General features: G+C 57.3%; 17 protein-coding genes and 3 pseudogenes. 14 read left to right on the top strand and 6 right to left on the bottom strand.

Annotated features, from left to right (window positions below):
• Position 1 precedes the first annotated feature (1 nt).
• From H585_RS0108775 to H585_RS0108760, 4 genes are all read left to right on the top strand, one after another.
• Entirely contained in the window at positions 2-1201 is a 1200-nt protein-coding gene (locus tag H585_RS0108775; protein WP_027367550.1) for an aminopeptidase, read from the top strand.
• Positions 1202-1204: 3 nt separating this feature from the next.
• Positions 1205-2140 carry a tRNA (adenosine(37)-N6)-dimethylallyltransferase MiaA gene (miaA, locus tag H585_RS0108770; RefSeq protein ID WP_027367549.1) on the top strand — a complete coding sequence of 312 codons (936 nt, stop codon included), beginning with the start codon at positions 1205-1207 and terminating at the stop codon, positions 2138-2140.
• A 150-nt stretch (positions 2141-2290) separates the two neighbouring features.
• Positions 2291-3259, top strand: a complete 969-nt coding sequence (locus H585_RS0108765) for a hypothetical protein (protein ID WP_244432504.1) — start codon at positions 2291-2293, stop codon at positions 3257-3259.
• A gap of 33 nt (positions 3260-3292) precedes the next feature.
• Entirely contained in the window at positions 3293-3856 is a 564-nt protein-coding gene (locus tag H585_RS0108760) for a CDP-alcohol phosphatidyltransferase family protein (RefSeq protein WP_027367547.1), read from the top strand.
• Positions 3857-4155: 299 nt separating this feature from the next.
• Here the strand turns inward: H585_RS0108760 and H585_RS0108755 are convergent, their stop codons facing one another.
• A complete protein-coding gene (locus tag H585_RS0108755; protein WP_005983725.1) occupies positions 4156-4362 on the bottom strand; it encodes a twin-arginine translocase TatA/TatE family subunit in 207 nt (68 codons plus the stop codon).
• A gap of 82 nt (positions 4363-4444) precedes the next feature.
• Between H585_RS0108755 and H585_RS0108750 the strand changes: the two genes are divergently transcribed.
• From H585_RS0108750 to ilvC, 10 genes are all read left to right on the top strand, one after another.
• The gene (locus H585_RS0108750; protein ID WP_244432503.1) at positions 4445-4927 is read left to right on the top strand and encodes a hypothetical protein; all 483 of its coding nucleotides are present in this window, start codon (positions 4445-4447) and stop codon (positions 4925-4927) included.
• A 36-nt stretch (positions 4928-4963) separates the two neighbouring features.
• Complete coding sequence (locus H585_RS0108745) at positions 4964-5728, top strand: hypothetical protein (protein ID WP_027367546.1); 765 nt, start codon at positions 4964-4966, stop codon at positions 5726-5728.
• Between the two features lie 12 nt (positions 5729-5740).
• Positions 5741-6418: an HAD family hydrolase gene (locus tag H585_RS0108740; protein WP_027367545.1), complete on the top strand. Its 678-nt coding sequence runs from the start codon at positions 5741-5743 to the stop codon at positions 6416-6418.
• 96 nt (positions 6419-6514) lie between these two features.
• Positions 6515-6814, top strand: coding sequence for a YggT family protein (locus tag H585_RS0108735; RefSeq protein ID WP_005983718.1), 300 nt, complete (start codon positions 6515-6517; stop codon positions 6812-6814).
• A 7-nt stretch (positions 6815-6821) separates the two neighbouring features.
• Positions 6822-7325 carry a DivIVA domain-containing protein gene (locus H585_RS0108730; RefSeq protein WP_014260952.1) on the top strand — a complete coding sequence of 168 codons (504 nt, stop codon included), beginning with the start codon at positions 6822-6824 and terminating at the stop codon, positions 7323-7325.
• A complete protein-coding gene (locus tag H585_RS22465) occupies positions 7322-7651 on the top strand; it encodes a DUF167 domain-containing protein (RefSeq protein ID WP_014260953.1) in 330 nt (109 codons plus the stop codon). Before H585_RS0108730 ends, H585_RS22465 begins: the two co-directional genes overlap by 4 nt.
• 26 nt (positions 7652-7677) lie before the next feature.
• Positions 7678-7908 carry a DUF465 domain-containing protein gene (locus H585_RS0108725; protein WP_005983715.1) on the top strand — a complete coding sequence of 77 codons (231 nt, stop codon included), beginning with the start codon at positions 7678-7680 and terminating at the stop codon, positions 7906-7908.
• Positions 7909-7912: 4 nt separating this feature from the next.
• Positions 7913-9610: a biosynthetic-type acetolactate synthase large subunit gene (gene ilvB / locus H585_RS0108720; RefSeq protein ID WP_014260954.1), complete on the top strand. Its 1698-nt coding sequence runs from the start codon at positions 7913-7915 to the stop codon at positions 9608-9610.
• Between the two features lie 9 nt (positions 9611-9619).
• Positions 9620-10099 (top strand): acetolactate synthase small subunit, encoded by a 480-nt coding sequence (gene ilvN, locus H585_RS0108715; protein ID WP_005983711.1) that lies wholly within the window; start codon positions 9620-9622, stop codon positions 10097-10099.
• 185 nt (positions 10100-10284) lie between these two features.
• Entirely contained in the window at positions 10285-11274 is a 990-nt protein-coding gene (gene ilvC, locus H585_RS0108710) for a ketol-acid reductoisomerase (RefSeq protein ID WP_014260955.1), read from the top strand.
• A 138-nt stretch (positions 11275-11412) separates the two neighbouring features.
• Here the strand turns inward: ilvC and H585_RS0108705 are convergent, their stop codons facing one another.
• The 5 genes and pseudogenes from H585_RS0108705 to H585_RS23915 all read right to left on the bottom strand — a co-directional run bounded on the left by H585_RS0108705 (position 11413) and on the right by H585_RS23915 (position 13950).
• Positions 11413-12582 carry a multidrug effflux MFS transporter gene (locus H585_RS0108705; RefSeq protein ID WP_244432502.1) on the bottom strand — a complete coding sequence of 390 codons (1170 nt, stop codon included), beginning with the start codon at positions 12580-12582 and terminating at the stop codon, positions 11413-11415.
• Positions 12583-13125: 543 nt separating this feature from the next.
• Positions 13126-13277, bottom strand: a pseudogene (locus H585_RS23925) (IS3 family transposase); the annotation flags it as partial.
• 29 nt (positions 13278-13306) lie between these two features.
• Positions 13307-13471, bottom strand: a pseudogene (locus H585_RS23920) (IS3 family transposase); the annotation flags it as partial.
• A 183-nt stretch (positions 13472-13654) separates the two neighbouring features.
• Positions 13655-13799, bottom strand: a pseudogene (locus tag H585_RS23245) (transposase); the annotation flags it as partial.
• Positions 13800-13836: 37 nt separating this feature from the next.
• Positions 13837-13950, bottom strand: coding sequence for a DUF6538 domain-containing protein (locus H585_RS23915; RefSeq protein WP_420834582.1), 114 nt, complete (start codon positions 13948-13950; stop codon positions 13837-13839).
• Positions 13951-13983 lie beyond the last annotated feature (33 nt).

The following is a 13983-nucleotide window of genomic DNA, read 5'->3' as shown; positions in this document are numbered from 1 at the left end:
CATGTTCGACAGCATGCGACTGGAAAAGTACGCCGACGTGCTCATCTGGGGACTCAAGACCTCGCGCAAGAAACCTTTCGCGAATGGCGATGTCGTGCTCGTGCGCTTCGATGCGCCGGCCCTGCCGCTCGTCGAAGCGCTTTATGGCAAGCTTCTGGACATGCGACTCAATCCGGTCGTCCGCCTGCAACCCACCGCTGGCATGGAGCGCAGCTTTTATGATGTGTCCGGGCAGAAGCAGCTCACCTTCGTGCCGCCGGGCGAAAAGGAGCTGGTGGACAACCTGTCCGGGCTAGTCTCCATCCTGGCTCCGCAGTCGTTGACACATTTGAGCCATGTGGACCCCGCGAGCTTCGGCATGTTCCAGAAGAGCCGCAAGTTCCTGCGCGACATCATGGACCGCCGGGAGGAGCAGGGCGAGTTCGGCTGGACCCTGTGCCTCTATCCGACCCCAGCCCTGGCCGAAAAGGCCGGCCTGAGCATTGAAGAGTACGCCCGCCAGATCGAGAAGGCCTGCTACCTGAACATGGCCCAGCCCGAGCAGGATTGGCAGCAGTTCTGGAACGCGGCCCAGGAGATCAAGGCCAAGCTCAACAGCCTGGACATCGAGTCCTACCATATCGAGTCCGAGCGCACGGACCTGCGTGTGGTGGGCGGCCTCATGCGGCGCTGGGTAGGCATCACGGGACACAACATCCCCAGCTTCGAGATGTACATCTCGCCCGACTGGCGCGGGACCGAGGGTGTGTTCTTCGCCGACCTGCCCTCGTACCGCAGCGGCAACTACATCAAGGGCGTGAAGCTGACCTTCAAGGCGGGCGTGGTCACCGACGTGCAGGCCGAGCAGGGCCAGGAGTTCACCATTCAGCAGCTCAACATGGACCAGGGAGCCAGGCGCCTTGGCGAGTTCTCGCTCACGGACAGGCGTTTCTCGCGCATCGATCGTTTCATGGCCCACACCCTGTACGACGAGAATTTCGGCGGGCAGAACGGCAACTGCCATGTGGCTGTGGGTTCCTCTTATTCCGATACGTACGCCGGTGATCCGGCGGAGCTGACTTTGGAGCGCAAAGAGGAGTTGGGCTTCAACAACTCGGCCCTGCACTGGGACCTCATCAACACCGAAGCCAAACGCGTTACGGCCTATTTGCGTGGCGGAGGTAAGACCGTCATATACGAACAGGGCATGTTTACGCTTTAGATCATGACGCTCCCGAAGGTTCTCTGTATCCTCGGCCCCACGGGCGCGGGAAAGACCGATGCGTCGGTGGCCCTAGCCGAAGGCTTGCACGGCGGTGTGGTCAATTTCGACTCACGCCAGGTCTACCGTTATCTGCCCATTGTTACGGCCCAACCTAGTCATGAGGAGCGACGCGCAGTTCCGCACCTCCTGTACGGCTTTCTGGATCCGTGCGAGTCCATCAGCGCGGGCGCATTCATAGCCATGGCCGAGGACTCCATGGCGAAACTGCGCGAAAAAGGGCTGCTGCCGATTCTGGTGGGCGGCACGGGCATGTATCTGGATGGCCTGCTGCTCGGATTGGCCGAGATCCCTCCGGTGCCGGCCGAGATTCGCCAGTCGGTGCAGGCTGAGTGCGACAGTCAGGGCACGGCTAGACTGCATGAGCGGCTTACGGCCGTCGATCCGCGCTATGCAGCCAAGATCCACATCAATGACCGCCAGCGCATCACGCGCGCCCTGGAAGTGCACGCCGCTACCGGGCGTACCTTCTCGGAATGGCACGACTTGCAGCAAGCCCAGGCTGCAAGTCCACGCTACGATGCCCTGAAGATCGGTGTCGTTCTGGACATGACGGATCTGGAAACCAGACTGGCGTTGCGCATCGAGCGCATGCTTGAGGCCGGCGCGCTGGAGGAGATGCGCCGGGCGTACGCCCTATGCCCGGACGAGCATGCATCAGGCTTCACGGGTATTGGCTGCCGCGAACTGCTGGATGTCATTCTCGGCAGGACGAGTCTGGAAGAGGCCAAGCGCATCTGGCTAAAACATACGCGAGCCTACGCCAAGCGCCAGTTGACCTGGTTTCGGCGCGATGCGGGCATCCACTGGTTTGCTCCGGCTGATTATCCGGCCATGCTGGGCCTTGCGCAACGCTGGCTCCACGGCGTTAAAGACTGACATGGCCTTGTGGAGGGTGAGCATTACCGGCATTGGAGTCGTAGTTACATTGCCAAAAACCATAAACGGAAGTAGACAGAACGAAACCGCACAGGATGCCGCATGCTCCGCCATATCTCCCAAGATCAAAACAGTAACACAGTGAAGACCATGAAAAGAGCGCTTGTCCGCAGATGCCTTGCGTGTCTGGCCCAGATCGTCGGCCTTTTGATTGTTGGCCTGATGGGGGTGTCTCCTGCCCTGGCAGCGGATATCGAACTTGACGTCTTGCGCATGGAAGGGGAGAGCCAGCAGCAACTCCAGGCTAGAGCCCTGCAAGCCGCCTTTACCCGCGCAGTCTATAATGAAGCTCTGGATCTCTTGCCGGGCCAACTTCAACCGTTGCGTAGCGAGTTGCTCTATTCTTTCCTGTCTAACCGGTCGGCCAAGTACATCCAAGGATACTCCGACGTATCCAACGAGCACATTTCCAATGGCGTGCGCATCTATGCCCATGTCGCGGTCAATCGCAACGCCCTCAAGAAAATGCTGCAGGACTTGGGCATCCTGTACACAGTGGATGCTTTCTTGCCCTATACTCTGTCCATGGGGCAGGGCATGGGCTCGATTGGAGAGCAGATCACCAGGCTGCAGTTTCTCTCTGGCCTTTCTTCCATCCATGGAGTCAAGCCCAGGCTGACCCTGGAGAGTGGGCCGCAGGATGTCTGGTCCGGGCACCTGGAGTCCGACGTGGGGGAATGGCGCAGCCGCTCAAAGGATCTGGAGGTCCTGTGGCTGACCTTGTGGGGCAATTATTTTTCTCGCACGGGTATGGCAGCCAGGGGCAACAAGGCCATGAGCGTGCAGGTGGTGGGCTGGAAGGCACCGGATGATATCCGTATCTTTGACGAAGAGCTGCAGACATGGGAACATAGCGTATCCGCCGCAGAGCTCGTGGATGTATCCCTGGAGGCCGGTGGCTTGACCGCGCGTTGGCAGATTCTTACGGACAAAGTGCAAGAAGTTCAGCAAGCCTTGGACGTCAGGCTTGCATCACAGGGGCTTACTGTGCTTCTGCATTCACCGGATGCCGCGCTCGATGTACAGCCGACCGCCGGATCTCAGCTAGCGGCGCCCTGATTCACACCTTAGCTTAAGGGCGGGGCAGAGAGCATGGAGGAGCTGAACAGGAACTGGACACTGCCAAATCTCCTGACCATGGTGCGCATCCTGCTCACTCCCGGCTTCATCATGGCCTTTTTGCAGGAGTGGTTCACCCTGGCGTGGATCCTGTTCGCAGTGGCGGGATTCACGGATGGCCTGGACGGGTTTCTGGCCAGGGTCCTCCGGCAGCGTTCCAAGCTCGGGGCTATGCTGGATCCTCTTGCCGACAAGGTGCTCCTGGATGCCAGCTTCATCACTTTAGCCGTAAAAGGTTGGCTGCCCGACTTTTTGGCCGTTCTCGTCGTGAGCCGGGATGCGCTCATTATCGGCGGCCTGCTCGTTCTCAATTTTTGGGGCATTGACGTCAAGAACATAGCCAGGCCTGCTTGGACCAGTAAGCTCAATACCTTGCTGCAGATATCCCTGGTGCTTTTCGTACTCCTGGAGCAGACATTCGGCTTTGATCAGAATGCAGTTCGACTGCTGTTGTTGGCCGGAGTTTCCGGGCTGACCGTGCTGACGGCCGCCCAGTATATCGTGCGTGGCATGGCCATGGTCAAAGACGAGGCATAGCATCTCATTGAAATGGCTGTGCGGTCAGGATGGCTCCCCGGATGCTGGGCGTCAAACCAATACGGTGTTGAAAAAGTCCAGAACGGTTTTCAACAGTCTAGAGCAGATTGCTTTTAAGACGCCCGCTCCGGCGTTGACGGCGCAAGTGAATTGCGCCTACGCCTACGCGGCGGCAAGCCATGCCGACGCATGGCTTGCAGAGCATTTTCAAAAGCAAAATGCTCTAACAGGGCTGAGTTGGACCAAAAAAAACCGGAAAGCTTGCGCTTTCCGGTACTTGCCACGTCTTTTCCCGCAGATTATTTCGATTCGTCCTTGGATTTTTCCCCGGAGTCTTTATTGTTCTTTGGAGTGATGTCGATCTCCTCGGGCTCGTTGGTGGCCTTGCGAAAATTCTTGATGGCCCGCCCGAGTCCTCCGCCGATTTCCGGCAGTTTGTTAGCGCCGAAAATGATGAGAATGATCACCAAAATGATGATCAGTTCAGGCATTCCGATTCCAAACATGAAAGCGCCTCCATTTACGAGTAGACTCGGGCTATACACGCGCCTTTTGATGAGGTCAAGGCGCGTTTGGACGCGCGGCTGCATGGCTGAAGCGGCTTTTGCTGATTGCTGCGGCGCAGGTGAGGTAGGCATGAAAGAACATTGCGCAAAGGAAGGCAAGCGGGTTAATAGCTTCCCCCACGCGAAGAGGATGGACAGAAACAGAGCGATAATCAGCCGGATGCCCGGAAGGGAGTGCGCGTATTACGCGCAAGGCCACTGCATCTACGAGGAGCGCCTTAATCCTGGCTTTCAGACGGGCTTTCGTTGTGTCGTTCTGACGCGTTGGGAGGATGAGTATGACCAGTTTCTCGACCAGGCCGAAGTCTTTCAGTTGGACGACGAAACGGCTGGCCGCATATGGGACAAGCGCTTCCGCAAATTGGCCGAGGGTCCGCTGCAGTGCCAGGAGTTTACCTCTGGCGGCGACGTGGCGGTAGTCAACTGCATCCATCTCCTGGACGATGTGTGTGTGCTGCGGCTGCCCGCATGTCAGGGCATGTGCCGCAGATTTAAATCTCGCTGAGTGCTCAGTTGCACAACCAGCGTGGCGAGGGAGACCATGTTGCTCTACTTCCCATCCATGCATCTCGAATTCGCCTCCGATGAGGCTCCGTTGGAAGTCTGCTTCCTCGATCCTGGCTTTGCCGAGCAGACCGGTGGCCGCTCTGTCCGACCCACAGGCCTGCCGATGGATGAAAGAAGCGCCAAAGCCTTCGTGCAGGAATCCCTGCGCTTTGGCGAACAGTTCTCCAACATCAAGGACCTGTCCTATCATGCCGTCGGCAAGCAGGAGAATTGTTTCGACCATACAAGCATGGCTATCCGCTCGGAATTGCGTGCAAGGATTGAGGGTGTGAGCACGGAGAATGACTTCGCCTCCAAGGCCAGGGCCCAGAGCCTGCTCCTGCTAGCTTACAGTCTGGAGCAACGCGTTCTTGAGGTTGATGCCTGCCAGGAAGGAGTGCAGAGTGGACACGCCAAACTGGCTATGGCTCTCGGGTTCAGCGAAGATGATTTCGAGGAGATGCGCGAAATGGGCCTGCAGGACGCGCTGGAGATCCCACAGGAGCCCGCCCCTTTGGCCTCGGCCTGGCGCACTGTGTTCGAGGCCATGCTCCTGCTCACGGATTGCTCCGATTACTATACCGATGACCCGCAAGTGCTGGCCGACCTGGAAGAGCAGGGGCTGGTGGGAGCCGGCAATGGTCTAGGCACCTTCAAGGCTCCTGCCTGGAAGATGCTGGGCCTTTCGAAAACGGACGCCAGGCGGCCATGGCTGAATGGTGAAATCTCCGTCTCCTATTCCAAAAAGGCCCTGATCTAGAGACGTAACAGCATGCATATTTCCTTTCTGGACAAAGAATTCTTCACTGGCATCCGCGGCTTTATCTTCGATTGCGATGGGGTGCTCGTGGACTCCATGGCCGCCAATATGGCCTATTACAATATCTTCCGCGAGCACTTCGGCCTGCCGCCCATGAGTCGTGAGGAGGAGCTGTATGTGCACAGCGCCTCCAATCAGGAGTCGCTGGACCGCATTTTACCGGCAGAATTCCGTGCCGAGGCTGAAGAATTCCGTAAGACGCTCGATTACCGAATGGTCCTGCCGTGGCTGCAGCTGGAAACAGGTCTCACGGAACTGCTGACCTGGCTTCGCGGCAAGGGATTTCACTTGGGCGTGAACACGAATCGGACCAACACCATGGACATGCTCCTGGAGCATTTCGGGTTGTCCGGCATCTTTAACCCCGTCATCCAGGCCAGTTGCGTGTCCAGGCCCAAGCCCAGCCCTGAAGGAGTGCACGTCATCTTGAATGGCTGGCGCATGCTGCCGGAAGAGGCAGTGTTCATCGGTGATAGCCATGTGGACGAACAGACGGCTAGAGCGGCCGGCGTGCGCTTCTGGGCATACCGCAACGAGCGCCTGTCGGCCGAACTGCACCTCTCCGCTTATGCGGAATTGTCAGCCTGCCTGAAGCAGGTGGACGCCGGCTGTAGACCCTGTATGCCCTAAAAATCTCTTGATTTGTCGGTCTCGCTGTGCAAGGTTTTTAGCCATGCGACTGCCCTATCCGTCTTTCAGGGGCTGCCGCAATCCTGGGGAGGAACAATGTTCCTGAGCAATTTCCTGCAGGCCATCGCCGTAGTCATTGAGGCGATTCTTTCCATCTACTTCTGGATCGTCATCATCTCCGCACTTCTTTCGTGGGTGAATCCAGATCCATATAACCCCATAGTCCGGATTCTGCGCAACCTGACAGAGCCGGTTTTCATGCGCTTGCGGCGTTGGATGCCCTTTCTTATCGTCGGCGGGTTCGATCTTACACCCCTGGTGGTGTTGCTTGGCATTCAATTTCTAAAGATTTTCGTGGTGCAGAGTCTTCTTCAATTAGCATTCACTATGCGGTGATTAAATCATGAATTTGTCCAAGATAGATTTGCTCAACAAGCGCTTTAGCAAAAGGTTCCGCGGTTATTGCCGTACGGAGGTGGATCAGCTTCTTCAAGAAGCAGCCGAAGCTATCGGCGACCTTTCTGAAGACAAGAAGGAGTTGCACCGCCGTATCGCAGACCTGGAGGCCAGCCTCGCCGAACATAAGCAGCGCGAGGAGACTCTGCGCGATACGCTCATGACGACGCAGCGCATGATAGACGACCTCAAGGCCAATGCCCGTCGCGAAGCTCAACTCATCATCGACGAAGCACAAGCCAAGGCCGAGGCCATACTCAATCGCGCGCACCTGCGCCTGGCTCAACTTCATGAGGATATCACCGAACTCAAACGGCAGCGCACTCAGTTCGAGGTCAAGCTTCGCAGCCTTCTCGATGCGCATCTGCGCATGCTCGAGATGGAGAATCAGGATCAGGAGCAACTTGAGGCTCTGGAATCCAAACTGAAGTTCTTCAAAAAGGCAAAGTGAAAAGAAGTTCAGCCACATCTGCCGCATCAGCACTACCCGGCTGCGTAATCAGCATTGAGCCGGGGGTCTGGAGGCTCAACATATGGGTGCAGCCAGGTGCGAATCGCAATGAGCCCGTCGGTCTGTACCAAGATTGCTGCAAGATAAAGCTGTCTGCTCCTCCCGTGGACAACAAGGCTAACAAAGCTTTGGTTGTCTATATTGCCGGCCTTCTTGGCCTACGAAAAAATCAGGTTTTACTTGAGAACGGTTTGACCAGTCGGCGCAAATCGCTGCTCATACATTCGGCAACCGAACCAAAGTGGTCTGCCGTAATGATGGATTAGTGGTAATAAAAAAGGAGAGGACTCCCATGGAACAGCATGAGATTGAACTCATCAAGAAGTACGGACAAAAAGACAATGAGCTCAAAGCGCTTTGGGACCTCCATGCCGATTATGAACAACGGCTAGAGAAGCTACTAAAAAAGCCCGCGCTAACCCCCGTGGAAGAAACTGAGGTCAGGGAACTCAAGAAAAAGAAGCTTGCGGGCAAGACAAAGCTGCAACAGCTTCTGGAGCGTTACAAATCAGCGGAGGCATGATCCTATGGAGCTCAGCGGAGCTCAGATTCTGCTCGAATGTCTGAGGCTCGAGGGCGTTGAGGTCGTCTTCGGTTTTCCTGGGGGAGCCGTCATTGATATTTATGACCAACTCCCCAACTATCCCTTCAAGCACGTCCTCGTGCGCCACGAGCAGGGCGCAATCCACGCGGCGGACGGGTATGCCCGAGCCACTGGTAAAGTAGGCGTCTGCTTGGCCACTTCCGGCCCCGGCGCCACCAACACGGTCACGGGCATTGCCACGGCCTACATGGACTCCATACCCGTGGTCATCATCACCGGGCAGGTGCCTACGCCGCTCATCGGCAACGACGCCTTCCAGGAAGTTGACATCGTCGGCATCACCAGGCCGTGCACCAAGCACAACTACCTGGTGAAGAGCGTGGATGATCTGGCGCTGACGCTTCGCAGGGCATTTTATCTCGCCAAGACCGGGCGGCCGGGCCCGGTCTTGGTGGATATACCCAAGGATGTCCAGCAGCAGATCACCAGTTTCGTGTTCCCCAAGGCCGAGCAGATCAAGATGCGCAGTTACCAGCCCAACTTGAAACCCAATGTGAAACAGCTGCGCAAAGTCTTGGAACTGCTCAAGAGTTCCAAGAAGCCGCTCATCTACGCAGGCGGCGGCGTCATATCCTCGGATGCTTCCGAAGATCTGACCTGGCTGGCCCGGACGTTTAATGTTCCGGTCACGGCCACGCTCATGGGCCTGGGCGCTTTTCCGGCCGCCGACCCGCTGTGGCTGGGCATGCTTGGCATGCACGGTACTTATGCCGCCAATATGGCCGTGAATAATGCCGACCTCCTCCTGGCCATCGGAGCGCGCTTCGACGACCGGGTCACGGGCAAGGTCAGTACCTTCGCGCCCAACGCCACCATCGTGCACGTTGATATCGACCCGACCTCCATTCGCAAGAACGTGAATGTGCACGTGCCCGTTGTGGCGGACTGCAAGACGGCACTGTCGGAGTTGCGTCAGGAGATGGAAGCCAAGCCGGAAGAGTTCACGGCATCCGATGATCATAAGGATTGGGTCGAGACGGTCCGTGCCTGGGCTGTGGAGCATCCCCTGCGCTACAATCGGGAAAATGGCGTCATCAAGCCCCAGACGGTCGTCGAGGCCATTTACGAGTTGACCAAGGGCGAGGCCATTATCTGCACCGAAGTGGGGCAGAACCAAATGTGGGCCGCCCAGTTCTACGGATTCCAGAAGCCCCGCACCTGCATCTCCTCGGGTGGCCTGGGCACCATGGGCTTCGGCTTTCCGGCCGCCATCGGCGCTCAGATGGCTTTTCCCGACAAGCTGGTTATCGACATCGCGGGTGACGGTTCAATCCAGATGAACAGCCAGGAGTTGGCCACGGCAGTCTGTTACAAGCTGCCGGTGAAGATCGTCATCCTCAACAACCGCAATTTGGGCATGGTGCGCCAGTGGCAGGAACTCTTCTACAAGAAGAATTATTGCGCCACATGCATGGATGCCCAGCCCGATTTCGTCAAGCTGGCCGAGGCATACGGCGCCGCCGGATTCCGTGTGACGCGGGAAGCGGACCTCATACCGACGCTCCAGAAGGCCTTTGCCCTGAACAATACGGTCATCGTGGACGTGACGGTCTGCCCCGAGGAAAACGTCTACCCCATGGTGCCGGCCGGAAAATCCTTAACCGAGATGCTTCTCGTCTAGGTGGGCGCCATGAAACACGTGCTCTCGGTCCTCGTGGAAAACGAGCCGGGCGTCCTTGCGCGGGTGGCCGGCCTGTTCAGCGGCCGAGGATTCAATATCGAATCCCTCAATGTGGCACCCACCCTGGATGAAGGCGTATCGCACATGACCATCACGACCGAAGGCGATGCTGCGATCATCGAGCAGATCATCAAGCAGTTGCGCAAGTTGGTCACGGTGATCAAGGTCGTGCATATCAACGAGGTCAAGTCCATCCAACGACGCATGGCGCTTATCAAGGTGCACGCCGGCGATGCCGGACGCGCCGAGGTGCTGCGCATCGCGGACATCTTCCGCTGCAAAGTGGTGGACGTAAGCCCGGATGAACTAACGCTTGAAGCAACGGGTGATGAGGAGAAAATTCTCGCGCTCATTAGCCTCCTGCAGCGCTTCGGCATCAAGGAGGTCGCGCGCACCGGTGCCGTGGCCATGAAACGGAGCATGCAGTAGCCTTTCGCCGGACTCGAATGTACTCAGCCTTGACCTGTCGCCAGCAGTAGCCGGCTGTGGAGTGTTCTGCGCCGCATTGTTTTGTGCCAGGTCAATGGCTTGTCCAAGGCCCGGAAGCCATTCCGCATCCAAGATTGGCTTCCGGATGATGATTTGCCCACGCAGAAAACGAAGAGAGCAGAGTGATGAAAGTCTATTACGAACAGGACGCCGACCTCGGTCTTCTCAAGAACAAGACGGTGGCAATCCTCGGCTACGGCAGCCAGGGCCACGCCCATGCCCAGAACCTGCGCGACTCCGGCGTCAAGGTCATAATCGGTCAGCGCCCGGGAGGCCCCAACTATGACTTGGCGCGGGAACACGGCTTTGAGCCCATGTCCGCAGCCGAGGCGGCCAAGCAGGCCGACGTCATCATGATTCTTGTTCAGGACCAGTACCAAAGGGCCCTGTACGAGAACGACATCAAACCCAACCTGACGCCGGGCAAGGCTTTGGCCTTTGGCCATGGCTTCAATATCCATTTTCAGCAGATCGTGCCGCCCAAGGACGTGGACGTGATCATGATCGCGCCCAAGGGCCCCGGCCACCTCGTGCGCCGCACCTACACTGAGGGCGGCGCTGTGCCGGCCCTGGTGGCCGTGCACCAGGATGCCTCGGGCAAGGCTCTGGATAAGGCCCTGGCTTATGCCAAGGGCATCGGCGCTACTCGCTCCGGCGTGATCCAGACTAATTTCCGCGAAGAGACCGAGACCGATCTGTTCGGCGAACAGGTGGTCCTGTGCGGCGGTGTGTCCGAACTCATCAAGGCCGGCTTCGATACCTTGGTGGAGGCCGGCTACCAGCCCGAGATGGCTTACTTCGAGTGCCTGCACGAGCTGAAGCTTATCGTGGACCTGCTCTATGAAGGCGGCCTGTCCAAAATGCGCTGGTCCATCTCGGACACGGCCGAATACGGCGACTATTCGCGTGGCCCGCGCATCATCACTGATGAAACGCGCAAGGAGATGAAGAAAATCCTCAAGGAGATCCAGCAGGGCGAGTTCGCGCGCGAATTCATCATGGAGAATGTGACCGGCAAGGCTCACTTCAGCGCCATGCGCCGCCTGAACCAGGAGCACCAGATCGAGAAGGTCGGTGCCAAGCTGCGTTCGATGATGTCCTGGCTCAAGAAATAGCAGGGCTGATCACGAATTGAACAAGAGCGCCCGACCCCACGTGGGATCGGGCGCTCTTTCGTTGACGGGCCGAGCGCCGGCCAGGACAGCTCGTGATAACCTGCGGCCGGACGCCAAGCAGATTCGGAATCCAGTCGGCTATTCGTGTCGCAACATGCCCATGCGCCTCATCGTCAGCCATGCCGTCAGGCACAGGCCGCCGCAGCTCACGCCCAGAAGACCGATGATTGCCTGCTTGCTCTCCCATTCCAAAGAAACGAACCACATGGCGACGGCACCAAGGATAAAGTAGGTGAAAAGTAGCAGAGACGATGCCGCGCCAGCCTCATGCTTCACCTGCTCCAGGATGAGGTTGTTGCTTGGCGGACGGCTCAAGCCACCCGAGAAGGCAATCACGGCCATGGCCAGGGCAAAGCCCCACTGCCCCAGCCCCTTTCCGAACAGCAGGCCAAGCCCCCCCACAAAAATCCCCGCAAAGCCGACCGTGATCAGCGTCTTGGATTCATACCCCCTCACAAGTCGTAGGAAGGCGATCGAACCAAGCATGATGCACAAGGCATTGAAAGCGAAGAAATAACCGAAATTCTGTTCGCTGAGGCCAAAGCCAGTGATGTAGATGTGCGAGGAGCCGGCAATGAATCCGAAGAATGGGAGCATGATCGTGGCCATGAGCAGGGTCAAGGCTACATAGGTCGGATTTTTTGCCAGGCGGATATAGGCTCCGGCAACTTGGGCAAGCGAATTGCTGGATCTGCTCACAAGAGTTTCCGGGCATCTGCTTACTCCGATGAGGGCGATTAGGCCTAGGATAGCTTGGGCATAGAATATCCAATGCCAGGAGAGCCAAGCTGTGATCCAGCTGCCAAATGTGGGAGCCAGCATGGGCGCCAGGGGCACAATGATGCCGAGGTAAGCCAGCACGCGCTCGCGGTCCTTGCCGGTGAAGAGATCCTTGCTCATAGCTAGAGCCAAGGATGGCCCGGCAGCGGCGCCGGCTCCCTGCAGAGCACGGAAGAAGATCACCGAACTCACGTTATCCATTATCGCACCCAGCAGGCTGGAGACGACGAACACGCTTAAACCCACCATGAGTGGGCGCCGTCGGCCGTAGCGATCCGATACCGGGCCGTATACGAGCAGGAAGAACGCATAGGTGACGACGAAGCAGACCAGGATCAGGTTGATCGTGGCAACTGGTTGGTTCCAGGTTTCTGCCAGAGTGGGCAGGGCAGGCAGGATCATGTCGATGGACAAGGGTGGAAAGGCGGATAAGAGAGCCAAAAGGAGTATCATTCCTCGCACATGCATTCTCCATTGCGTGAAGCGGTACGCCCAGGTCGAGCGACCACTCATGATTACGGTGTATTGGGATGGACATTATATGGCAAGCTTTGGCGCGGAGCCCGTATGGGCGCACGCGGGCCAATTTGCATATACTATGTCAGGACAGCCAGGCATTGATCCGGTTCAGCCGGGGAAATGTCACAAAGGTTTGCTCAAGGTTCAACTTTGCGAATTCACTCAAGTTGTTAATTATGGTCTTCCTATAGGCAAATGGCAAGTTGACAGGCGGCTCCTAAAGAGTAAGCGACTCCAACCTTAAGCCCTAAACAATGCTGATGTAGGCGTACGTCTGAGCACCAAAGTGTAGCTATAGCGTAGTCATGGCGGTGTTTAGCGTGCATAATTCATTTAATGTTCTTACTTGGTTCTTGTAGGCTTGACATGTGGTCACATAAAGTCTCATGTTGCGCTCGATATGTGGTTAGTATGTCAAGTGATCTGCCTGATATCTTTGGTCCACTCAACTTTTGAGAGTGGCCTCCAGGCTCAGGTTCACTATTTCCAGTTGGCAGAGGCCACCCGTTTTCGCGGCCTCTTGCGCGGCACCTGCAGACCGGCCCTGCCCCAGAGTCAGCAGGCCTTGTCCGGGCTCATGGCCTGCCCAAGCCACTTCATTAAGACCTGAATGCGGCGGTATTCATACCCGGATACTGTGCCGCATGCGCGACTGGTAAGCGTCGAAAGGTAGAAAACGCACACGCACGACGCAGAGAGAAGCCGCGTTCCTTGGCGCAATCGACCTGCTGGCGACGAACGGATGCGCCTACCATTTTCTTGCAGTGATCTCCTTCAGGGCCTCAACTTTAAGGTTGCGCTCAGCAAGGAGCTTCTTGAGGTGGCCATTCTCTCCTTTAGAGCATTTTGCTTTTGAAAATGCTCTGCAAGCCATGCGTCGGCATGCTTGCCGCCGCGTAGGCGTAGGCGCAATTCACTTGCGCCGTCAACGCCGGAGCGGGCGTCTTAAAAAGCAATCTGCTCTAAACTGTCGCAGCTCCTTGACCTCGTAGGCACGCATGCCGCCGAAGCTCTTTCGTCAGGTGTAGATGGTCCACTCGTTGATGCCGTGCTGCTTGGCAACCTGCGCCACCGGACCGCGGTCGGTCTCGCGCAAGGATGTTCACCATCTGCTCGTCTGAAAAACGGCCTTTTCTCGTGGCTCCTCGTCTACTGCTGGGAGCCATCTCCTCAAATTATAATGGTTTGAAGGAGCTGAGCAAGTCATGTATCTAGATTTGCTTTGATTTCCCGTAGAGAGAAAACATGCCGAAGATCGACTGGGACGGTCAAGCGGAAGTGGTAGTGGCCCGCGCGAAGAACCAGACGGGAAGCCATTCAAGCCTCCGTTTCTGGTACAAATCTGGTCCA

The sequence above is a fragment of the Desulfocurvibacter africanus subsp. africanus DSM 2603 genome (genome assembly GCF_000422545.1).
Lineage (GTDB): Bacteria > Desulfobacterota > Desulfovibrionia > Desulfovibrionales > Desulfovibrionaceae > Desulfocurvibacter > Desulfocurvibacter africanus.
Note: the sequence above shows the minus strand (reverse complement) of the source record. Positions and strands in the feature narration are given on the sequence as shown.